Source organism: Antarcticimicrobium luteum (assembly GCF_004358185.1).
GTDB lineage: Bacteria > Pseudomonadota > Alphaproteobacteria > Rhodobacterales > Rhodobacteraceae > Antarcticimicrobium > Antarcticimicrobium luteum.
Map to the genome: position 1 here is coordinate 276,325 of NZ_SMUV01000074.1, position 22,285 is coordinate 298,609.

A 22,285-nucleotide genomic window follows, 5' to 3' on the forward strand; every position below is an offset into this window, starting at 1 on the left:
ATTGCCTGAGGGGAGGCCCCGTGATGGACGATCGGAAAAAGATCACCCTGTCCCGGCCCGGGGACGGCTGCGGCCGGGTTCCGTTGGGGCTGACCGTGCTGGTGGTCGAGGACAGCACCTATGCCGCCGAGGCGCTGCGGCTGCTGTGCCTGCGCAGCGGTGCGCGCATCCGCCGCGCCGACAGCCTGAATTCGGCCCGCAAGCACCTGAAGGTCTATCGCCCGGCGGCGCTGATCGTGGATCTTGGCCTGCCCGACGGCTCCGGTGCCGAGCTGATCGAGGAATGCGCGCAGGCCAGCCCCCGGATCGGCGCAATCCTGGGCCTGTCCGGCGACAGTTTCGGCGAGGAGACCGCCATCGCCGCCGGTGCCGACGGGTTCCTGCCCAAACCGATCACCTCGCTCGCCCGGTTCCAGGCAGAGATCCTGGGGGGGCTGCCGCCCGACCTGCACCCCGCGGCCACCGGCCTGCCGGAGGCCGAGATCATCCACCCCGATCCGCTGGCCTACCGCGACGACATGGCCCATGCTGCGGAGCTCCTGACCGTGGAGGGCGACGGGCGCATTCTGGATTATGTGGCGCAGTTCCTGCGCGGCGTCGCCCGCAGCGCCGACGACGCCTGCCTCGCCGAGGCGGCCGATGTACTGGCCCGGGCGCGGGCGCGCGGCACGCCGCTGGCCTCGCCCACCGCGCGGATCGCCGGGCTGGTTCAGCAGCGGCTGCGCGAGGCGCAGCCGCTCTAAAGCAACCGCCGAGAAACCTGAAACATCGCTCTGAAACGCCCCTCTGCGCCAATCCCCCGAGCGCGGCATCAAGCCCGAAGGACGCCGTGCCAATGTCAGCCAAATGCCGGCACCACCGGGCCATCCAGACCTACTTGCCGACGCTCTCGCCTCGGTGCGCCCCGCTCAAAGCGACGGATCCGCGCCCACCCGCACCAGCCGGGTCAGATCGCTGAGCCGTTCGACCTGCCCGCCATCGGCGGTGAAATTCGACGGGCTCAGCCAAGCCGCGAAGGCCTCGCGCAGGGCGGGCCAGTCCGTATCCGTGACCGCAAACCAGGCGGTATCGCGGTTGCGCCCCTTGATCACCATGTGCTGACGGAACACCCCCTCATAGCTGAACCCGAGCCGCTGCGCGGCGGCGCGCGAGGGACGGTTCAGAGCATCGCATTTCCACTCGTACCGGCGATAGCCTGCGTCAAACGCCCAGCCCATCATCAGCGCCACCGCCTCGGTCGCCGCGCGGGTGCGTTGCAGCGCGGGCGACAGGTTGATGTTGCCCACCTCGATCACCCCCATCTGCGGCTTGATCCGCAAATAGCTTGCGACCCCGCCCCAGCCGCCGCTGTCCAGATCGCGGATGGCATAGAACAGGTGATCGGTATTCGCCACGGTATCGCGCACCCAGCGGTGATATTGTGCCGCCGAATGGAACGGCCCGTAGGCCATGTAGTCCCACAGCCAGTCATGCCCCTCATAGGCCCGGAACAACAGCGCCGCATGCGCCTCGGCCGACAGCGGCTCCAGCCGGGCATGGCGCCCCTCCAGCACCGCGCCGGTGGGCGCGGGCGGCGGGGTCCAGGTGTGAACCGGGGGGCCCAGCGGGCGGTCGGGATCGGTCGTGGTCATGGCCATGGTCCGAGCCTAGGGCGCGGTACGGCGCCCGGCAAGACGCTCAGCGCAGCAGGCGCGGGTCTTCGCCCATGTCGAGCCCGGGAAAGACCGTGCGCTCCAGCCCGGCGCGATCAAGGCCGGCCACCCCGCGCAGGATCCAGGCGGCGGCGGCACGCACATCGCCGGTCGGCAACAAGTCGCGCCGGTCATAGAGCGCGGCCTCGTCCAGCCCCGGCCAGCGCCCGTGCACCCGCCCACCGCGCAGCGCGCCGCCCGCCAGCACCATTGCCCCGCCGGTGCCGTGATCGGTGCCGCCGGTGCCGTTCTCACCCACGGTGCGGCCAAACTCGGTCATCGCCACGATGGCGGTCTTGCCCCAGATCTCCGGCCCCAGTCCGTCATGCAGGGTGGTGACGGTCTCGGCCAGTTGGCCCAGCGCGCCGCCCAGCACCCGGGACTGGTTGCGATGACTATCCCAGCCGGTGATCGAGAACGAGACCAGCCGGCTGTCGCCGCGCAGCTGCTGGGCGGCGAATTCGGCGACCGGGACCATGCCCTTGCCGGTGCCGGCGGTGGGCGGCAGCATCATCGTTCCCGCGCCGTCCCCGTCCCCGTCCTCGTCCCCGTTCCCGGCCATCCCCGCCGGCGCCGCCTGCGAGAGCATCAGCGCCTCGGCCAGCGCCGGATGGAACAGCGGGTCGTCCTGCATCACCAGTTCCGCCAGCCGCATCGCCTGCGGGCTCATGCTCAGCTCGGCCTCGGGGGACCAGTCGGCCACCGGAGCGGCGCCGGTCAGAACCTTCATCTCGCCATGGCCCAGCGCAAAGGCGGTCTGCGCCTCGATCCCGGGAACCAGTTGCAGCATGCGGTTGAGCCAGCCGTCCCGCACCGACCCCAGATCGGCGGTCCCGGCCTCCAGCAGGTCCTGACCGTCGAAATGGCTGCGCTTGTCCCGATAGGGGGTGGAAACGGCATGAACGAAGCCCATCTCGCCCCGCGCCCAGAGCGGCATCAGCGGCGCAAGCGCCGGATGCAGCGCGAAAAAGCCGTCGAGATCCGAGGCCCCCCGCCCCGGCCCGCCGGCCAGCGTGCGGCGCAGCGTGGCATATTCGGGGGCGCCATAGGGCTGCACCACATCCAGCCCGTCCATGCCGCCGCGCAGGATGATCACCACCAGCCGGGTGTCCCAGGGGGCGGCGGCATAGCTGACCCGGGTCAGGAACGGGCTGGCCGCCGCCGAACAGCCCAGCACGGCGCCGCGGGCGAGAAAGGCGCGTCGGGAGAGCCTGTCGGTCATCGTATCCTCCTCTATCGGCGCTGAAAGGCGGGGGCGGACAGGATCAGCCCCACAGCCTCGGCCCGGGTCTCGGCCGCCCGCGCGGCAAACCGCACCGGTTCGGGCGCGGCGGCGCCCAGCGCGTCATCGACGAACCGGCGCGGGTCGGGCAGCTCCGGCAACAGCCGGCGCGGCACCGCCATCGCCCAGCGCAGCCGCGCCGACAGCCCCTGCGGGGTGATCCAGGCGGCGTCCTGCTCGGGCCAGCCATCGGGGCCGGCCGGACGCTGCCAGTACTGGCCCATTGCCCGCATCGGTTGCAGCAGCAGCCGGTTCACCTGTGCCGGGGCGGCGTCGCGCAGCCGGGGCTCCGGCACCGCCAGCGCCCGGCAGGACGAGGCCATGAAATCGAACGGCGGCTTGACGTTGCCCGGTCCCTCCGCCCAGGCCGCCGGATGTTCCAGCATGGCGGCATAAACCGCGCGCAGGTCGCCGTCGGTGGCCAGAAACCGTGCCGCCATATGCCCTATCAGATCCGGATCGGGCGCGTCCGAGACGAAATGCACCGCCAGCTTGCGCGCGATGTGGTCCGCCGTGGCCGGATGCACCGCCAGATCGTAAAGCGCCCGGTGCACCGCCTCCAGCCGGGCCGGATCGCCGCCATAGCTGCGGCCCAGAACGGTTTCCGCCCCCGGCTCGGCCCGGCGCGGCTGAAACTGCAGCGCACCGGCCTTGTCGATGCCCAGCCCGGTGAACAGCTCGGCCAGTTGCCGCACGTCGGTCTGGGTATAGGGGCCGTCCACGCCCAGCGTGTGCAGCTCCATCACCTCGCGGGCCAGATTCTCGTTCAGCCCGCGGGGCTTGTTCTGACGCCGTGCAAAACCGCTTCCGGGGCCGACAGAGATCTGCTGATCCAGATAGGACAGCATCATCGGATGGGTGACCGCCGCGATCAGCAGATCGGCAAAGCGGCCCGACAGGTTGGGCCGGATCGCCGCGTCGATATAGCTCGAGACGGCGCTGCGCTGCGGCCCGGTCTTGCCCACGGTGGTGAAATGATCCGCCCAGAACAGCGTCAGACGTTCGCGCAGACCCTCGCCGGTCAGCGACCAGCGCAGCACGGTCTGGCCGATGCCGTTCAGCAGATCGGCGCGAAAGCTGCGGTTGATCGCATTGGTCTGATCCGCCAGCGCCTGGGCGCGCGCGCCGCTGGCCTGACGCCGCTTCTTTTTCAGCTCCAGCCACTGCGCCCGGCGCTGCCAATAGGCCTCATGGGACAGCACCGGAAACCGCGCCGCCATCAGGTCGGGCCCATCGAGCCCGGCCAGCATCGCGCCAATCGACTGCGGCGGCGCGATCTGCGGCGATAGCCCGCAGCCAAAGCGGATCTCTGCACGTTCGGGGGAAAAGCTCACGATCGGGACCACGCGACTCGGGTTGCGTCATTGGTCCCAGCTTAAACAGCAGCGCGGCCCGGTTCCTAGTCGAACGGGCCGCGCCAAGATCATTTATTCGTCTGTCGGCGAAGGACCGCCGGGCGCGTCACCCCTCGCGCGGGATCACCCGCAGGCCCAGATCCATCAGCTGATCGCTGGTCGGCTCGCTGGGGGCGTTCATCATCAGGTCCTCGGCGCGCTGGTTCATCGGGAACATGATGACCTCGCGGATGTTGGCCTCGTTGGCCAGCAGCATCACGATGCGGTCGATGCCGGCGGCGCAGCCGCCGTGCGGCGGTGCGCCGTACTGGAACGCGTTGACCATGCCGCCGAACCGCTTGCGCACCTCGTCCTCGCCATACCCAGCCAGTTCGAACGCCTTGAACATGATCTCGGGCTTGTGATTCCGAATCGCGCCCGAGACCAGCTCATAGCCGTTGCAGGCCAGGTCGTACTGGTATCCCAGAACCTCAAGCGGATCGCCGTCCAGCGCCTCCATCCCACCCTGCGGCATCGAGAAGGGGTTGTGGCTGAAGTCGATCTTGCCGGTCTCGTCGTCCTTTTCGTACATCGGGAAATCGACCACCCAGCAGAACGCGAAGCGGTCCTTGTCGGTCAGGCCCAGATCCTCGCCGATGACGTTTCGCGCACGCCCCGCCACCGCCTCGAAGCTCGACGGCTTGCCGCCGAGGAAGAAGGCCGCGTCGCCCTTGCCCAGGCCCAGTTGCAGGCGGATCGCCTCGGTCCGTTCGGGGCCGATGTTCTTGGCCAGCGGGCCAGCCGCCTCCATCCCGTTCTCGCCGTCGCGCCAGAAGATGTAGCCCATCCCCGGCAGGCCCTCTTTCTGGGCATAGGAGTTCATCCGGTCGCAGAACTTGCGGCTGCCGCCGCCCTTGGCCGGGATCGCGCGGATCTCGGTCCCCTCCTGCTCCAGCAGATTGGCGAAAATGGCAAAGCCCGAGCCGCGGAAATGCTCGCTGACGTCCTGCATCTTGATCGGGTTGCGCAGGTCGGGCTTGTCTGTCCCGTACCAAAGCGCGGCTTCCTTGTACGTGATGTGCGGCCAGTGCTTGTCCACCTTGTGGCCGCCGCCGAACTCTTCGAACACGCCCTCCAGCACCGGCTGGATGGTGTCGAACACGTCCTGCTGGGTGACAAAGGACATCTCCAGGTCGAGCTGGTAGAAATCGGTGGGCGAGCGGTCGGCGCGCGGATCCTCGTCGCGGAAACAGGGCGCGATCTGGAAATACTTGTCGAACCCGCTGACCATGATCAGCTGCTTGAACTGCTGCGGCGCCTGCGGCAGCGCGTAGAACTTGCCCGGATGCAGCCGCGAGGGCACCAGAAAGTCGCGCGCGCCCTCGGGGCTGGAGGCGGTGATGATCGGGGTCTGGTATTCGCGGAACTTCTGATCCCACATGCGGCGGCGGATGCTGGCCACCACGTCGCTGCGCAGCGTCATGTTGTTCTGCATCGCCTCACGGCGCAGGTCCAGGTAGCGATAGCGCAGGCGGGTTTCCTCAGGATATTCCTGATCGCCGAACACGATCAGCGGCAGCTCGCCGGCCTGGCCCAGAACCTCCATGTCGCGGATGAAAACCTCGACCTCGCCGGTGGGAAGCTTGGCGTTGATCAGCTCGGGCGCACGCGCCTTGACCTCGCCGTCGATGCGCACGCACCATTCGCTGCGCAGCTTTTCGACCGCCGCGAAGACCGGGCTGTCGGGGTCGCACAGAACCTGGGTGATGCCATAATGGTCGCGCAGGTCGATGAACAGGATGCCGCCGTGATCGCGGATCCGGTGAACCCAGCCGGACAGGCGAACGGTCTTGCCGACATCGGCGGCGGTAAGGTCTGCGCAGGTGTGGCTGCGATAGGCGTGCATCGGGTGGCTCCCCTTCGGGCGGTCTGGGCGGTCATGAATGTCGCGCCGATACACCGTGCCCGGCCCCGGAAGTCAAGGGAGCAACAGGTGACGCAACGGGATTCGCAACGGTATTGGGGATTCGAAAAGGCTGGTGTAACGTTTTTTCAAAGCAAGGATAAAGCGAACCGGAGAGCCGGGGCTATGCCCATGTGGAAAGACATTTTTGATCGTATGTTGATGCGTCTGATCCAGACCGGACAGCTGCATGTCACATTTCCTGATGGCCGCGCCAAGACATATGGCACCCAGGCCGAGCCTGCCGCATCGGTCCGTGTCACCGAGGACGCCGCGCTGCGCGCGCTCTGCCTGAACCCGGAACTGGCCCTGGGCGAATGCTATATGAACAATACGCTCCAGATCGCCGGGGATGACATCGAGGGGCTGTTGCGCGTTCTGCTGCGCAACCGGCGGCACGACGATCTGCCGATCTGGGCGCGGGCCTATGCCGCCCTGCGCTATGGCGCGCAAAGCTGGCTGCGGCGCAACACCCCCGGGCTGGCGCGCCGGAACGTCGCCCATCACTACGATCTGTCCGACGAGCTTTACCGGCTCTTCCTCGACGAGGACATGCAGTACAGCTGCGCCTATTTCCCCGATCCGGCCATGTCGCTGGACCAGGCCCAGGTCGAGAAAAAGGCCCATATCGCGGCCAAGCTGCGGATCGAGCCGGGGATGCGCGTTCTCGACATCGGCTGCGGATGGGGCGGCATGGCGCTGACGCTGGCGCGTGATTACGGCGCCCATGTCACCGGCGTCACCCTGTCCGAGAACCAGTTGGCCACCGCGCGGCGGCGCGCCGCCGAGGCCGGGATGAGCGCGCGGACCGAGTTCCGGCTGCAGGATTACCGCGACCTGCACGAAAGCTTTGACCGGGTCGTTTCGGTCGGCATGCTGGAACATGTGGGCGTGGCGTTTTTCGGCGACTATTTCGCGCAGGTGGCAAACCTGCTCGACCGCGACGGCGTGGCGCTGATCCATACCATCGGCAGCCTCGCCCCGCCCGGCGCACAAGCCGAATGGATCAACAAGTACATCTTTCCTGGCGGCTATATCCCGACGCTGTCGCAGCTGACGCCGGCGCTGGAACGCTCCGGTCTGTGGGCGCTGGACATCGAGGTGCTGCGCCTGCACTATGCGCTGACCCTGCGCCATTGGCTGACACGTTTCGACGCCAATCTCGACACCGTGCGCCAAAGCTATGACGAAAGGTTCATCCGCATGTGGCGGTATTACCTGGTCGCCTGTTACATGACCTTCGAAGAGGATCATCAGGCAGTGTTCCAGTTCCAGCTCGGCCACCGGCGCGACGCCGCGCCCCTGACACGGGATTATCTTTATGCCGGCCGGTCCGCCGGCGACTTCCACGAAGCGGCGGAATAGGAGCCCTAAATCCGCCTGCCCGACCCCGCCTCAGGCGTCGGCATATTTATGCTCATTGCGGAAACGCGCGCGGATCCTGCGACAAATCTTTCAATTGCTTAGCGCAGTGATTCGACGGTAAACTTGTACAACTGATTAGTTGATTTTTACTAACCCGCCCTCCCGGCCGCAGTTTCAGGAGGGTGTTTCGAAGCCTAAATGGGAGAATAGCTATGAAAATTTACCTTGGCGAAGACGGCGTCGATGACGTCCTATCCGGTTCTTTGTTCAACGACCAACTCATCGGTCTGAGCGGCGACGACGTGCTGCTCGGTCACGTGGGTGACGACATCCTCGAAGGCGGCGACGGCGACGACGTTCTTGTCGGCGGCATCGGCGACGACCTGATGCTGGGCGGTGCGAACCGCGACGTCTTTGAACTGACCCAGGGCGACGACACCGCCTTTGGCGGCGATGGCAGCGACCATTTCGTCGTCAACGGGTTCGCCGGCGATCACGTGGTGATCACCGACACCGCCGGGAACAATGACACGATCGATTTCTCGGGCGGCATCACCAGCGCGCGTATCGACATGAACGCCGGCGCGATCTCGACCGTCGATGACCGGACCATCGAACTGACCGGCCTGTCCGACGACGACGGCGCGCGGGCGCTGGAAATGGTCCTGCTGGAGGATCTGTCCGGCTCGTTCGGCGACGACATCTCGACAGTGCGCGGCCTGGCCGACGATCTGGTCACCGCAATCTCGGGTCTGGCGACGGACGTGGAACTCGGCCTGGCCAGCTTCATCGACAAGCCGATCTCCCCCTTCGGGAGCACCTCGGACCATGAATACCAGACCCAGCTCGCGCTGACGGGCGACTATGACACCTGGAAGACCGCGCTTGACGATCTGGTGCTGGGCAGCGGCGCCGACGGCCCCGAGTCGCAGCTGACCGGCCTGATGCAGGTGGCGCTGCGGACGGCGGAAGTCGGCTGGTCCAGCGATGCGCTCAAGGTTGTCGTGCTGGCCACCGACGCGGTGCCGCATGTGGCGGGAGATTTCTCCACCGTTCCGTCCAACGACGGCGACGCCATCACCGACGGCCCCGGCGATGACGGCACCGGCGAGGATTACCCCACGCTCGACCAGGTCAAGGATGCCCTGCTGAAGGGCGGGATCATCCCGATCTTCGCCGTGTCCGACTTTGGCACCACGGTCACCGAGGCCTATCAGGACATCGTCGACTTCTTCGGTTTCGGTACGGTTGTTGATCTCAGCTCGGACAGCTCGGACATCATCGACGCGATCGAAGGCGGCATTTCCGAGGCGACCGACACCCTGATCGAGAATGCCATCGGCACCGATCAGGATGACGTCATCATCGGCAACAACGCCGACAACGAGATGAAGGGCCGTGACGGCGACGACGTGCTGCGCGGCGGTGTCGGCAAAGACGATCTGCTGGGCGGCAAGGGCGACGACCTGCTCAAGGGCCAGGGCGGTTCCGACTTCCTCGATGGCGGCATCGGCGCTGACACTCTGCTGGGCCTCAAGGGGGACGACGTGCTGAACGGCGGCCTCGGCAAGGACAAGCTGAAGGGCGGCACCGGCGCGGACACCTTCCAGTTCGAGGTGGTTGAAATGAACGCGGTCGATACGGTGGTCGGCTACAACGACGGTGTCGACTCCTTCGAGATTCTCGACACGGTCGTGCGCAGCTTCGCGGACATCGGCGTCACTCAGGTCGGCGACGACGTGATCCTGGAGATCGACGGCATCGATTTCGCCAAGGTGACCGACACCTTGGCTGCGGATATAGACGCCTCCGACTTCTCCTTCGGCCTGGCCTGAGCCGAAGCGAAACGAACCGATCCCCCCGCTTCGGCGGGGGGATTTTTTATTGTCACCACCCAGGCTCGGCCGGCGGCGGCACAGGCGCCTCCCCCCCTTGCACCTTTCCTTTCCATCCCTATAAAGCGGGTCAATTTGAGCGCCGCCCGCCACCGGCGACTCATGGACCCACGACCAGATCGAAGGAACAGGCCATGCCCAAAAGAACCGATATCCAGTCGATCATGATCATCGGGGCCGGCCCCATCGTGATCGGGCAGGCCTGCGAGTTCGACTATTCCGGCGCCCAGGCCTGCAAGGCGCTGCGCGAAGAGGGGTATCGCGTCATCCTGGTCAATTCCAACCCGGCCACGATCATGACCGACCCCGGCCTGGCCGATGCCACCTATATCGAACCGATCACCCCCGAGGTGGTTGCCAAGATCATCGAGAAGGAACGCCCCGACGCGCTGCTGCCCACCATGGGCGGACAGACCGGGCTGAACACCTCGCTGGCGCTGGAGGAGATGGGCGTTCTGAAGAAGTTCGGCGTCGAGATGATCGGCGCCAAGCGCGACGCCATCGAAATGGCCGAGGACCGCAAGCTGTTCCGCGAGGCGATGGACCGGATCGGCCTGGAGAACCCGCGCGCCACCATCGTCACCGCCCCCAAGAAAGACAACGGCCAGGCCGATCTGGAGGCCGGGGTGCAGATCGCGCTGGACGCGCTCGAGGATATCGGCCTGCCGGCGATCATCCGCCCCGCCTTTACCCTGGGCGGCACCGGCGGCGGCGTCGCCTACAACCGCGAGGATTACATCCACTTCTGCCGGTCCGGCATGGATGCCTCGCCGGTGAACCAGATCCTGGTGGATGAGAGCCTGCTGGGCTGGAAGGAATTCGAGATGGAGGTGGTCCGCGACAAGGCGGACAACGCGATCATCGTCTGCGCGATCGAGAACGTCGATCCGATGGGCGTGCATACCGGCGATTCGATCACCGTGGCCCCGGCGCTGACGCTGACCGACAAGGAATACCAGATCATGCGCAACGGCTCGATCGCCGTGCTGCGCGAGATCGGCGTCGAAACCGGCGGATCGAACGTGCAGTGGGCGGTGAACCCGGAAAACGGCCGCATGGTGGTGATCGAGATGAACCCGCGGGTGTCACGGTCCTCGGCGCTCGCCTCCAAGGCCACCGGCTTCCCCATCGCCAAGATCGCCGCGAAACTGGCGGTCGGCTATACGCTGGACGAGTTGGACAACGACATCACCAAGGTGACCCCGGCCAGCTTCGAGCCGACCATCGACTATGTCGTCACCAAGATTCCGAAATTCGCCTTTGAGAAATTCCCCGGCGCCGAACCGCTGCTGTCCACCGCAATGAAATCGGTCGGCGAGGCGATGGCGATCGGTCGCACCATCCATGAATCGCTGCAAAAGGCGCTGGCCTCGATGGAATCCGGTCTCACCGGCTTTGACGAGGTTGCGATCCCCGGCGTTGCGGCCGGCCTGTGGGAGGACGCCGGCGCCGACAAGGCCGCCGTCATCAAGGCGATCAGCCAGCAGACACCGGACCGTATGCGCACCATCGCTCAGGCGATGCGCCATGGCCTGGGCGATGGCGAGATTCACGCCGTCACCATGTTCGATCCCTGGTTTCTCGCCCGCATCCGCGAAATCGTCGAGACCGAGGCCGAGCTGCGCAAGACCGGCCTGCCAGTTACCGAAGAGGGGCTGCGGCGGCTCAAGATGATGGGCTTCACCGATGCCCGTCTCGGCGCGCTCACCGGCCGGGACGAGGACAACGTGCGCCGCGCCCGCCGCAATCTGGGCGTCACCGCCGTGTTCAAGCGGATCGACACCTGCGCCGCCGAATTCGAGGCGCAGACGCCCTATATGTACTCTACCTACGAGGCCCCGATGATGGGCGAGGTGGAATGCGAGGCGCGCCCGTCTGATCGCAAGAAGGTGGTCATTCTGGGCGGAGGCCCGAACCGGATCGGCCAGGGGATCGAGTTCGATTATTGCTGCTGCCATGCCTGTTTCGCGCTGACCGACGCGGGCTATGAGACCATCATGATCAACTGCAACCCCGAGACCGTCAGCACCGATTACGACACCTCGGACCGGCTCTATTTCGAGCCGCTCACCTTCGAGCACGTGATGGAGATCCTGCGGGTCGAACAGCAGCAGGGTACCCTGCACGGGGTGATCGTACAGTTCGGCGGCCAAACCCCCCTGAAACTGGCCAATGCGCTGCAGGACGAGGGTATCCCGATCCTCGGCACCACCCCGGACGCCATTGACCTCGCCGAGGACCGCGAACGCTTCCAGGATCTGGTCAACAAGCTGGGTCTGAAACAGCCGCACAACGGCATCGCCTCGACCGACGCGCAGGCCCTGAAGATCGCCGAAGAGATCGGCTTTCCGCTGGTGATCCGTCCCTCCTACGTTCTGGGCGGGCGCGCGATGGAGATCGTGCGCGACATGGATCACCTCAAACGCTACATCAACGAGGCGGTGGTGGTCTCGGGCGACAGTCCGGTGCTGCTCGACAGCTACCTCTCCGGCGCGGTGGAGCTTGACGTGGACGCGCTCTGCGACGGCACCGACGTGCATGTCGCGGGCATCATGCAGCATATCGAAGAGGCGGGTGTGCATTCCGGCGACAGCGCCTGTTCGCTGCCGCCCTATTCGCTGTCGGCCGAGCTGATCGCCGAGGTCAAGGTTCAGACCCACGCGCTGGCCATGGCGCTGAACGTGGTCGGGCTGATGAACATCCAGTTCGCGATCAAGGATGGCGAAATCTACCTGATCGAAGTGAACCCGCGCGCCTCGCGCACGGTGCCCTTTGTCGCCAAGGCCACGGACTCGGCGATCGCCTCGATTGCGGCACGGGTGATGGCGGGCGAAAAGCTGGCCGATTTCCCGCGCCGCGCGCCCTATCAGCAGGACGCCGATTACGATACCGTCCTGCCGCTGGCCGACCCGATGACGCTGGCCGATCCGATGATGCCCTGGTTCTCGGTCAAGGAGGCGGTGCTGCCCTTTGCCCGTTTCCCCGGCGTCGATACCCTTCTCGGCCCCGAGATGCGCTCCACCGGCGAGGTGATGGGCTGGGACCGTGATTTCCCCCGCGCCTTCCTCAAGGCGCAGATGGGGGCGGGCATGGCGCTGCCGCGCACCGGCCGCGCCTTTGTCTCGATCAAGGACGATGACAAGACCGCGCTGATGCTGGAGGCCGCACGGACGCTGGTCGCGTTGGGCTTTACCATAGTGGCCACCCGCGGCACCCAGGGCTGGCTGGCCGGGCACGACGTCGCCTGCGAAGTGGTCAACAAGGTCTATGAGGGACGCCCGAACATCGTCGACATGATGAAGGACGGCGGGATCCAACTGGTGATGAACACCACCGAGGGGGCGCAGGCGGTCGAGGATTCCAAGGACATCCGCTCGGTCGCGCTCTATGACAAGATCCCTTATTTCACCACCGCCGCCGGCAGCCATGCTGCGGCCCTGGCGATCAAGGCGCAGGCCGAAGGGGATGTGGACGTAAAACCGCTGCAGGCATAACGCCCAGCGCCCATGGGCTGTGCCGGGGTGGGGATCGAGCCCCACCCCGCAACTCCGCAGCCGCGATGGGGTCTTGTGTCTCGCTTCCACCGTCATCTGTCGGCTTTGCGGGATGGCCAGCCTCATCTCGAAATAGGCTTCTCTTTAAACAGATATGGCAGGAGGGGGGGGGAAGTGCCGATGCGCGCGTAAAAGATAATAAATATCAATTACTTGCTTGCTGAGCGTGGTGGAGCCGAGGGGAATCGAACCCCTGACCTCGTCATTGCGAACGACGCGCTCTCCCAACTGAGCTACGGCCCCGACAGGCGCTAGATTGTCCAAAATCGCGGCAATTGCAAGGGGGGTGCGTCAGTTCAGCATGGCCAGAACCCGGCCCGAGATCTCCAGCAGGGCAGAGCGCAACAGCACCTTGTTCGAGTTCACCGCCTCGGCGATCGAGGCGAATTGGGTGTTGCCCTGTTTGGCCGAGCGCAACAGCTTGGTTTCCGCCTCTTCCAGCGCGCGGTTCAACTCGCGCTTGGCGCCGGGCACCGCGGCGGCAGTGATGGCGCGATAACTCTGGAATCCCACATTCTTGCGCGGCGCTGACCGGTCGGCATCGCGGGCGACAATGCGCTGCAGCGTTTCCTCGACCCCCTCCAGCGCCTGTTTGGCCGGGCGATAGGCCGGCAGGCCGGCCATCTGGTCGATCGCCAGCTTGTAGGTGCGCAGATAACAATCGAAGCGATAGACCGGGCTCAACCGCTGGCAATTGCGAAAATCGCGGTTCAGGGTGCGCGTCACCGCCCTGGTCACCCGCCCCGAAGTGCCGGTCGCCGATCCGGTGCCGAACACGCCGCCCGTGCCGCCGCCGCTGGCATTCCCGCCGGCGCCGCCGGAGCCACCCGAGCCTCCAGTTCCGCCGGTGCCGCCAGTTCCGCCAGTTCCGCCATTGTCCCCGCCGGCATCCCCGCCGTTGCCACCGCCCCCCCCGTTACCGCCATTGCCATCATTTCCCTGGGCCAGCGCCGGCAGCGCCAGCGCAAGGGACAGGATCAGAAACAGGGTGAGAATTTTCATGCGGGCCTCCGACCGGAACCATAGCACGGATGCCGGTCGGCCCGAAACGCCGCGCCCTTCCGCGGCGGCAAAGAATTCACGCCTGGCCCCAGAGCGCCCGCAGCAAGGCTTTTCCGGTGCGGCGGGTCGCAACCGGAGACACCGGATGCCCGGCGGGCCCACGTCCGTCGCGCCCGCAGCGATCATCGGGCCGGCGATCCGAGCCTATCGCATCAGCACATAGGTTCCCGGCGCGTCGCAGATCACCTTGCCCATCGCGGGCGGCGGGATCGGCGTGCCGGTCTGATGCGCCTTCAGCCAGTCGACCCAGGCCAGCCACCAGGAGCCCTCGTGTTCGGCCGCGGTCTCGGCCCACTCCCCCGCCGGGATGTGGTGATTATTGCTGACGATCCGCCCCAGCCGGAAGTGGCGATGATGATGCCCCGGCTCGGACACCACGCCGGCGTTATGGCCACCGTTGGTCAGTGCAAAGGTCACCTCGGAGCGGGTCAGCGAGCCGGTCTTGTAGGCCGATTTCCAGGGCGCAACATGGTCGGCCTCGGTGCCCACCGCAAAGATCGGAACCTGGATGTCGCGCGGTGTCACAGGATGCCCGCCCACCAGGAACTTGCCCGCCGCAAAGGCATTTTCCAGGAACAGCTGCCGCAGATATTCAGAATGCATCCGATAGGGCATCCGCGTTGTATCCGCGTTCCAGGCCATCATGTCGTTCTGCTGCGGCTGGTCCCCCATCAGGTATTCATGCTGCAACCGCGACCAGATCAGGTCGTTGGACCGCAGCAGCTGGAAGGCCCCGGCCATCTGCGCCGCATCGAGATAGCCGTTCTTCCACATCATGTCCTCGAGAAAGGACACCTCGCTTTCATTGATGAACAGCGTAAGCTCGCCGGCCTCGGTGAAGTCCATCTGCGCGGCCAGCAGGGTCATGCTGGCCAATCGGTCGTCGCCATCGCGCGCCATGGCGGCGGCCGCGATGCTCATCAGCGTGCCGCCCAGACAATACCCCACCGCATGGACGCGCGCCGCGCCTGTGCGCCGCTGTACCTCGTCCAGCGCCGCCATCGGGCCCTGCTCCAGATACTCTTCCATGCCATAATCGGCATCCTCGGCCCCCGGATTGCGCCAGGAGATCATGAACACCGTGAACCCCTGTTCGGTCAGGTATTTCACCATCGAGTTTTCCGGGCTGAGATCGAGGATGTAATATTTCATGATCCAGGCGGGCACGATCAGAACCGGCTCGGGCTGGACCGTTCCGGTGACCGGCTCATAGCGGATCAGCTCGATCAGGTGGTTGCGAAAGACCACCTTGCCGGGCGTCACCGCGACCGAGGCGCCGACCCGGTACTCCTCCGACAGCGGTTCCTTTTCCTGCAACAGCGCGCGCTGCAGATCCTCTTGGAAATTGCGCGCCCCGGCGATCAGGTTGGCGCCGCCGGTTTCCCAGGTCCGTTGCAGGATTTCCGGGTTGGTGGCGACAAAATTACTGGGGGCCATCGCATCGAGGATCTGGCGCGCAGTGAAATTCACCACCCGTTCATCCGCGCGCGATACCCCGCGTACGCCGGTGGTCGCCTCGTCCCACCATTTCTGGGTCAGCAGAAACGCCTGCTGATAGGCGTTGAACGGCTGGTGTTTCCAGCCCTCGTGACGAAAGCGGCGATCGCGCGCATCCGGCTCCTCGCAGGCCCCGCCATCGCGGCTGAGGGCGCAACGGGTCAGGTAGCGGGTGAAATCGGCCCAGTTCTCAAACGCCATATGGCCCAGCTGCGCCTGCTTGCCCGGCGAGGTCGCCATATGCAGCGCCCATTCCGCATAGTGCTGCATCAGGGCGGCCGGGGACAGCCCCGAGGTCACCTGGCTGATCGCCGCGCGAAAGGCGGTGTCGAGCATGTTGGCCAGCTCGCGTTCGGGCTCGTGCGGCGTTTGCTGGCCCCGCGGATCGGAGGTCGCGTTGGAATCGATCACTGAAAAATCCTACCTGTCTCGAGGCGCGGCCAAAGATGCCCTGTCGCCGCTCCGGTCCCTGTCCTATCTATTCATGATTTCACCTTTGTGAATCCCGAACCGGCGGTTTTTCGGGCCTGCCGCCCACCTGTGCCCCCCGCGCCGCAATCGGCCCCCGTGCCCCCAGCCGGCTTGACCGCGCCCGGCGCAGCGGCCAAGACTGGCCGCAATCGAGCAATTCCGGAAAATCCCATGCGCCTTGCCCTTGCCCTGATCAGCCTGCTGACCCTCGCCGCCTGCGGCGGCATCCCTCTGGTTCCGCTGATCTGACCCTCCCGGGTCCGGTCGCGGCTCTGCCTCGCGCTTGACCTTTGGCCTCCTTTTGGGCCAGATCGGCAAACCGCGCAGGAGGGCCGGACATGCATACACCCGCCATCACGGGCACCGGGGTCTTTACCCCCGATGAGATCATCACCAACGCCGAGCTGGTCGCGGGCTTTAACGCCTATGCCGACCGGATGAACGCCGAGAACGCGGCGGCGATCGACGCCGGCCAGTGCGAGCCAATGGCCCATTCCTCGGAAGAGTTCATCGTCAGGGCATCGGGGATCGAGCAGCGCCATGTGATGGACAAGACCGGCATCCTCGACCCGCAGGTGATGCATCCGCTGTTCCGCCAGCGCAGCGACGACGAGCCGTCGCTGATGGCGGAAATGGCGCTGGACGCCGCGAAAAAGGCGCTGGCGCAGGCCGGCCGCACGCCCGCGGACATCGACCTGGTGATCTGCGCCGCCTCCAACATGGAGCGCGCCTATCCAGCGATGGCGATCGAGATCCAGAACCTGCTGGGAATCGCAGGCTTTGCCTTTGACATGAATGTCGCCTGCTCCTCGGCCACCTTTGGCATCCAGACCGCCGCCGACATGGTGCGCGCGGGCTCGATCCGCGCCGCGCTGGTGGTCAACCCCGAGATCTGTTCAGGGCATCTGGAATGGCGCGACCGCGATTGCCATTTCATCTTTGGCGACGTGGCGACCGCCTGCGTGATCGAACGGAAGGAGGCGGCCAGTGGGCCGCATTTCGAGATCCTTTCCACCCGCTGCGCGACGCAGTTTTCCAACAACATCCGAAACAACAACGGATTTCTGCGCCGCACCCGGCCCGACGGCGTCGCCGACCGCCGCGACATGCAGTTCATGCAGAACGGCCGCAAGGTGTTCAAGGAGGTGGTGCCGATGGTCAGCCAGCACATCGCCGGGCATATGGACGACGCCGGACTGGGCAGCGATTCGCTCAAACGGATGTGGCTGCACCAGGCCAACAAGTCGATGAACGACCTGATCGGCAAGAAGGTTCTGGGCCGCACGCCCGAGCCTGCGGAACAGCCCAATATCCTTCAGGACTATGCCAATACCTCCTCGGCCGGCTCGATCATCGCCTTTTCGCAGAACTCCGACGATCTGGCCGAGGGCGACATCGGCCTGATCTGCTCTTTCGGGGCGGGCTATTCTGTCGGATCGGTGCTGCTGCGCCGGCATCTCTGAGCGAGCCCGCGCAGGGTCCGTTTCCGGCCAGAGACCAACGAACCAGAAAGGGGCGCCTCAGGCGCCCTCTTCCTCCAGGTGCAGTTTCATGTCGATCAGCACCTGTTGCAGCATCACGGTCTCCCGCAGCAGCCGCTTGGCCTCGTTCACGGTAATGATGTTATCCTCGATGGCCTGCTGGTATTCGCCCATCAGCATGGCAAAACGCTGGCTCAGCGCGATCACGTCGCTATTCACGCCGCCGCTGGGCGTGGCGTTGGGGCGCCGGTCGTCGAAGGAAATCGTGATTTTCTGCAATTCGGCCAAAGCGCTGGTGACATGGGGATAGCTGGCCTTGGCCTCCAGTTGCGAGACCACATCCACCGGTATGAAACGGTCCGCATGTTCGGGATGGTCCGAATAATAGCGGCCCAGCGTCGCCTTCGACTTGCCGGTGATCTCACAGGCCACCTCGATCCCCACATCCTTGACCAGCGCCTCGGTATGCCGTTTCAGATAGGTTCTCGCCGTCGCCATGCCACCTGCCCCAGTTTACGCATCCCCGAACAGGGGGAAGCGCCCATATGTTTTCCCATTTTCATCTCTTAGTCGACCTGCGAAATTTTTTCTATCCCTCAGATTTCGAGGGCGTTTAGCCAGTTGCGGATGGCATTGTGCATCTGCTGTTTTTCAGGGCGGCGGGTGCCTTGTCTTTCCCACCCGTCGCTTCGGCCCATTTGGCCAAAACGCCGCCGTTGCAGGTGTGTTCCATCCATCCCCAGGGCTATTTTGTCCCGGATCGGGGCACCTGCAGCGGCGGTCCCGAAACCGGGGCCGGGCATCTTGCCCACGGCGCGTTCCGGTCGTAGACGAAGGCCATGGCCAAGCTGTTCTTCAACTACTCCACAATGAATGCCGGGAAATCGACGGTCCTGTTGCAGGCGTCGCACAATTACCGCGAAAACGGCATGAACACCCTGCTCCTGACCGCTGATCTCGACAACCGGGCCGGCGCCGGCCGGATCGCCTCGCGCATCGGGATCGGGGCCGAGGCCGAGACATTCTCGGCCGGGGACGATCTGTTCACTCGGATCGCCGCGCGGCATGCGGCGCTGCCTCTGGCCTGCGTCTTTGTGGACGAGGCCCAGTTTCTGGAGCCGGATCAAGTCTGGCAACTGGCCCGGGTGGTTGACGATCTGAACCTGCCGGTGCTGGCCTACGGCTTGCGGGTGGATTTCCGGGGCGAGCTGTTTCCGGGTTCGGCCACGCTGCTGGCGCTGGCCGACGAGATGCGCGAGGTGCGCACGATCTGCCGCTGCGGGCGCAAGGCGACCATGGTGATCCGCCAGGGCCCCGACGGCCGCCCGCTGCGCGACGGCGCGCAGATCCAGATCGGCGGCAATGAAACCTATGTCTCGCTCTGCCGCCGTCACTGGCGCGCGGCGATGGAGGGTCGCCCGGCGCAGGGCTGAGCCCCAGCGCCGCGCTTCAATTCACCCGATTCGGGATCACGTCGCCCGCCGCAAAGGCGCGCAGGTTCTCGACCGCCATGGCGCCCATATCCTCGCGCACCTCGAGTGAGGCGGTGCCCAGATGCGGCAGCAGAACCGCGTTGTCCTGCGCCATCAGCGCCTCGGGCACATGCGGTTCATGTTCATAGACATCGAGGCCAGCCGCCCCGATCCGGCCCGATTGCAGGGCCGCGATCAGCGCCGCCTCATCGACGATATCGCCGCGGGCAATGTTGACGAAGACGCCATGGGGCTGCATCGCGGCGAACACCTCTGCCCCGACCAGGCGATGTGTCTCGGGCGTGGCCGGCGTGGCCAGCACGAGGATATCGGCCCAGCCCGCCAGATCGGTGAGCGTTCCGATCCGCGTCGCGGGGAAGTCGAGCGACTTTTCCGAGCGGTTGAAATAGCCCACCTCCATGCCAAAACCGAAATGGCAGCGCCGCGCCACCGCCTGGCCGATCCGGCCCATTCCGATCACCCCCAGTTTCCGGCCCGTCACGTGCAGCCCCAGCATCTGCGTCGGGTGCCATCCCTGCCACTGGCCGGACCGGACCAGCCGCTCGCCCTCGCCGGCGCGGCGGCAGGCCATCAGAATCAGCGTCATGGCGATGTCGGCGGTGGCATCGGTCACCGCGCCGGGCGTGTTCGACACGGTGACGCCATGGGCGCGGCAGGCCTCGACGTCGATATGATTGTAGCCGACCCCGAAATTGGCGATCATCTTGCAGCGGGGTCGGCCGAAATCCTGCAGGATCCCGGCGGTCACCCGGTCGCCCAGGGTGAGCATCATCGCGTCGTAGACCGCAAAGCCCGCGCGCAATTCGGCGGCGCTCATTGGCTGGGTGCTCTGGCGCACCTCGACCTCGAACAATGCCTCGGCGGCGGCGATGGTGGCGGGCGGCATCGGCCGCGACAGCAGAACCCGCATCAGTGCATGCGCCCGCCGACCGGCACCGGGCCATCGGGACCGATCAGCACGATCTCGCCCGCGTCGTCCGGCAGCCCCAGCACCAGAACCTCGGACATGAACCGTCCGATCTGGCGCGGCGGAAAGTTCATCACCGCCATCACCTGTTTGCCCACCAGCGTTTGCGGGTCGTAATGCGCCGTGATCTGGGCCGAGGATTTCCTTTCCCCGATCTCGGGGCCGAAATCGACCCAGAGCTTGATCGCGGGCTTGCGCGCCTCGGGATAGGGCTCGGCGCGGGTCACGCGGCCGACGCGGATGTCGACCTTGAGAAAATCGTCAAAGGTGATCTCAGCCACGGGACAGCTCCCTCGATCTGTCGGCGGCGGCGGCCACGGCGCGCCGCATCAGCGGCGGCAACCCGGCCCCGGCGTCCATCAGCACCTCCAGCGCGGCCTGGGTGGTGCCATTGGGGCTGGTCACATTGATGCGCAACTGCTCCGGGCTTTCCTCCGCCGCCTCGGCCAGCGCGCCGGCGCCGGCGACCGTGGCCTTGGCCAGCGTCATCGCCAGATCGGCCGACAGCCCCTGCGCCTCGCCGGCCGCGGCCAGCGTTTCGATCAGGTGAAAGACATAGGCCGGACCGGAGCCGCTGACGCCGGTGACCGCGTCCATCTGACTCTCCGCCTCCAGCCGCACGGTCTGGCCGACGGCGGACAGCAGCCCCTCGGCGGTGTCCAGATCGTCGGCGCTGGCCCGCGCGTTGCCGATCAGCGCGGTGATGCCGCGGCCCACAGCGGCGGGCGTGTTGGGCATGGCGCGCACGATCGGCGTACCCTCGCCCAGCATCTCCTCATAGGCGGTGATCGGGGTGCCGGCGGCGACCGAGATGAACAGCGTCTCGCCGCCGCCCAGCCGGCGCAGCCCCGGCAACGCCTCGCGCATCATCTGCGGCTTGACCGCGATCAGCACGATGGCGGGTCTTTCGGGCAGCGGCGCGTTGATGTTCACGCCCTGCGCCCGCAGCCAGTCAGAGGGATTGGGATCGACAACCCAGACCTCGGCCGCGGGCAACCCCCGACCCAGCCATCCGGCCAGCATGGCCGACCCCATCTTGCCGCAGCCCAGAAGCACCAGCCCCTGATCCGCGATGCGCGAGAAATCCATCGAACGCCCCTCCCGTTGGTTGCGGTTCGGGGCCAAGGTTTACGCGCGGCCGTAGGCCTCTGCAATGGCGGCCTGCATCGCCTGGCGCGGAGTGCGCCCGCCCCAGACCAGAAGCTGGATCGCCGGATAATAGCGTTCGGCGCTGAGCACCGCGGCATTGATCATCGTGTCGATCTGCTCGGGGCTGGCCACCTGACCGCCCGCCAGCACCAGACCATAGCGGTAGACCATCAGTTTCTGATCGGCCCAATAGGTAAAGGCGCCGGCCCAGCACTGATCGTTCATCGCGTTCAGCAACTCGTAAAGCCTGCCGATCTGGTCCTCGGGCGGGTCCATCTCGAAGGTGCAAACCAGCCGCAGCGTCTCGTCATAGCCGGACCAGGCCAGGGTGATGGAATAGGTGCGCCATTGTCCCTCGACCGCCATGGCAATCTGATCATCGCCGATCCGGTCGAAATCCCAATCGTGGTATTCGGCCAGATGCTCGACGATGTCGATCGGGTGAATATCGTCTTCCAGGATGTACTCGGACAGGGCCATGATGCCACCTCGTTGCTCTTTAGCGGCGTGGGGCCAGTAGCGCCCCAGCGCTAGGTGCCTGCTCTACAGACCGGGGCGATCCCCCGCGTCTATACCAGATATGGTGCGGGCAGAAAGGGGATCTGGCAACCATTATTTTGTGGATAACACCAATAACTTGTGGAGGAATAAGGCAGGACGTCAAAATATCGTCACCGCATAAACCGCACCTCCAAACCGGACACCACCCGCCACAAACGCCCCTCCACAACGCACAACGACCACAGCCGGCCGGCCGTGGTCGTTGTCCGATTAGTCAAGGCGGTCCGCCGGTTACGGCTCAGCCGTCGCGGTTTTCTTCCAGTACGGCGATGCGGGCGGCAAGCGCGGCGTTTTCCTCGCGCGCCTTCTGGGCCATGGTCCGCACCGCATCGAATTCTTCGCGGGTGACGAAATCCCGGTCGGCCAGCCAGCGGTCCAGCATGGATTTCATCGCCGTCTCGGCCTCGTCCTTGGCGCCCTGGGCGACACCCATCGCATTGGTCATCAGCTGCGAGATGTCGTCGAGGATCTTGTTGCGGGTCTGCATCTGTCGTCTCCGTATCGCGGTTGGCCTCTATAT

Annotated in this window: 19 protein-coding genes and 1 tRNA gene; 6 read left to right on the plus strand and 14 right to left on the minus strand. The window is 65.8% G+C overall.

Annotated features, from left to right (window positions below; genetic code table 11):
• The first annotated feature begins 23 nt into the window (after positions 1 to 23).
• Positions 24 to 743, plus strand: a complete 720-nt coding sequence (locus E1832_RS21415) for a response regulator (RefSeq protein WP_133361819.1) — start codon at positions 24 to 26, stop codon at positions 741 to 743.
• A 165-nt stretch (positions 744 to 908) separates the two neighbouring features.
• Here E1832_RS21415 and E1832_RS21420 read toward each other — a convergent pair whose 3' ends face one another.
• The 4 genes from E1832_RS21420 to aspS form a co-directional block, all read right to left on the minus strand.
• On the minus strand, positions 909 to 1,637 hold the full coding sequence (locus E1832_RS21420) for a GNAT family N-acetyltransferase (RefSeq protein WP_425358990.1): 729 nt from the start codon (positions 1,635 to 1,637) through the stop codon (positions 909 to 911).
• Positions 1,638 to 1,677: 40 nt separating this feature from the next.
• Positions 1,678 to 2,913 (minus strand): DUF1501 domain-containing protein, encoded by a 1,236-nt coding sequence (locus E1832_RS21425; protein WP_133361820.1) that lies wholly within the window; start codon positions 2,911 to 2,913, stop codon positions 1,678 to 1,680.
• Positions 2,914 to 2,924: 11 nt separating this feature from the next.
• The gene (locus tag E1832_RS21430) at positions 2,925 to 4,319 is read right to left on the minus strand and encodes a DUF1800 domain-containing protein (RefSeq protein ID WP_245514077.1); all 1,395 of its coding nucleotides are present in this window, start codon (positions 4,317 to 4,319) and stop codon (positions 2,925 to 2,927) included.
• 115 nt (positions 4,320 to 4,434) lie between these two features.
• Positions 4,435 to 6,213, minus strand: coding sequence for an aspartate--tRNA ligase (gene aspS, locus E1832_RS21435; protein ID WP_133361821.1), 1,779 nt, complete (start codon positions 6,211 to 6,213; stop codon positions 4,435 to 4,437).
• A 219-nt stretch (positions 6,214 to 6,432) separates the two neighbouring features.
• Between aspS and E1832_RS21440 the strand changes: the two genes are divergently transcribed.
• The 3 genes from E1832_RS21440 (at position 6,433) to carB (ending at position 13,024) form a co-directional block, all read left to right on the plus strand.
• Positions 6,433 to 7,635 carry a class I SAM-dependent methyltransferase gene (locus tag E1832_RS21440; RefSeq protein ID WP_342635573.1) on the plus strand — a complete coding sequence of 401 codons (1,203 nt, stop codon included), beginning with the start codon at positions 6,433 to 6,435 and terminating at the stop codon, positions 7,633 to 7,635.
• A gap of 212 nt (positions 7,636 to 7,847) precedes the next feature.
• A complete protein-coding gene (locus tag E1832_RS21445) occupies positions 7,848 to 9,470 on the plus strand; it encodes a M10 family metallopeptidase C-terminal domain-containing protein (protein ID WP_133361823.1) in 1,623 nt (540 codons plus the stop codon).
• 194 nt (positions 9,471 to 9,664) lie between these two features.
• On the plus strand, positions 9,665 to 13,024 hold the full coding sequence (gene carB, locus E1832_RS21450; RefSeq protein ID WP_133361824.1) for a carbamoyl-phosphate synthase large subunit: 3,360 nt from the start codon (positions 9,665 to 9,667) through the stop codon (positions 13,022 to 13,024).
• 227 nt (positions 13,025 to 13,251) lie between these two features.
• On the opposite strand, the gene E1832_RS21455 is transcribed toward carB, so the two are convergent.
• The 3 genes from E1832_RS21455 to E1832_RS21465 all read right to left on the minus strand — a co-directional run bounded on the left by E1832_RS21455 (position 13,252) and on the right by E1832_RS21465 (position 16,054).
• Positions 13,252 to 13,327: transfer RNA gene (locus E1832_RS21455), tRNA-Ala, on the minus strand.
• 48 nt (positions 13,328 to 13,375) lie between these two features.
• On the minus strand, positions 13,376 to 14,086 hold the full coding sequence (locus E1832_RS22735) for a hypothetical protein (protein ID WP_133361825.1): 711 nt from the start codon (positions 14,084 to 14,086) through the stop codon (positions 13,376 to 13,378).
• Between the two features lie 204 nt (positions 14,087 to 14,290).
• Positions 14,291 to 16,054 (minus strand): PHA/PHB synthase family protein, encoded by a 1,764-nt coding sequence (locus tag E1832_RS21465; protein ID WP_245514078.1) that lies wholly within the window; start codon positions 16,052 to 16,054, stop codon positions 14,291 to 14,293.
• 398 nt (positions 16,055 to 16,452) lie between these two features.
• Here E1832_RS21465 and E1832_RS21470 point away from each other — a divergent pair, with 398 nt between their 5' ends.
• Positions 16,453 to 17,577 carry a beta-ketoacyl-ACP synthase III gene (locus tag E1832_RS21470; RefSeq protein WP_133361826.1) on the plus strand — a complete coding sequence of 375 codons (1,125 nt, stop codon included), beginning with the start codon at positions 16,453 to 16,455 and terminating at the stop codon, positions 17,575 to 17,577.
• 57 nt (positions 17,578 to 17,634) lie between these two features.
• Here E1832_RS21470 and E1832_RS21475 read toward each other — a convergent pair whose 3' ends face one another.
• Together E1832_RS21475 and E1832_RS21480 are read right to left on the minus strand one after the other, a co-directional pair.
• Positions 17,635 to 18,093, minus strand: a complete 459-nt coding sequence (locus E1832_RS21475; RefSeq protein ID WP_133361827.1) for a hypothetical protein — start codon at positions 18,091 to 18,093, stop codon at positions 17,635 to 17,637.
• 98 nt (positions 18,094 to 18,191) lie between these two features.
• On the minus strand, positions 18,192 to 18,407 hold the full coding sequence (locus E1832_RS21480) for a hypothetical protein (RefSeq protein ID WP_133361828.1): 216 nt from the start codon (positions 18,405 to 18,407) through the stop codon (positions 18,192 to 18,194).
• Between the two features lie 27 nt (positions 18,408 to 18,434).
• Between E1832_RS21480 and E1832_RS21485 the strand changes: the two genes are divergently transcribed.
• Positions 18,435 to 19,028: a thymidine kinase gene (locus tag E1832_RS21485; RefSeq protein ID WP_133361829.1), complete on the plus strand. Its 594-nt coding sequence runs from the start codon at positions 18,435 to 18,437 to the stop codon at positions 19,026 to 19,028.
• A 16-nt stretch (positions 19,029 to 19,044) separates the two neighbouring features.
• Here the strand turns inward: E1832_RS21485 and E1832_RS21490 are convergent, their stop codons facing one another.
• From E1832_RS21490 to E1832_RS21510, 5 genes are all read right to left on the minus strand, one after another.
• Complete coding sequence (locus tag E1832_RS21490; protein ID WP_133361830.1) at positions 19,045 to 20,001, minus strand: 2-hydroxyacid dehydrogenase; 957 nt, start codon at positions 19,999 to 20,001, stop codon at positions 19,045 to 19,047.
• Positions 19,998 to 20,336, minus strand: a complete 339-nt coding sequence (locus E1832_RS21495) for a tRNA-binding protein (protein WP_133361831.1) — start codon at positions 20,334 to 20,336, stop codon at positions 19,998 to 20,000. The genes E1832_RS21490 and E1832_RS21495 overlap by 4 nt, the downstream gene beginning before the upstream one ends.
• Complete coding sequence (proC, locus tag E1832_RS21500) at positions 20,329 to 21,144, minus strand: pyrroline-5-carboxylate reductase (RefSeq protein WP_133361832.1); 816 nt, start codon at positions 21,142 to 21,144, stop codon at positions 20,329 to 20,331. Before proC ends, E1832_RS21495 begins: the two co-directional genes overlap by 8 nt.
• A gap of 39 nt (positions 21,145 to 21,183) precedes the next feature.
• Positions 21,184 to 21,684 carry a type III secretion system chaperone family protein gene (locus E1832_RS21505; RefSeq protein ID WP_133361833.1) on the minus strand — a complete coding sequence of 167 codons (501 nt, stop codon included), beginning with the start codon at positions 21,682 to 21,684 and terminating at the stop codon, positions 21,184 to 21,186.
• A 319-nt stretch (positions 21,685 to 22,003) separates the two neighbouring features.
• Positions 22,004 to 22,252 carry an accessory factor UbiK family protein gene (locus E1832_RS21510; RefSeq protein WP_133361834.1) on the minus strand — a complete coding sequence of 83 codons (249 nt, stop codon included), beginning with the start codon at positions 22,250 to 22,252 and terminating at the stop codon, positions 22,004 to 22,006.
• Positions 22,253 to 22,285: the final 33 nt, after the last annotated feature.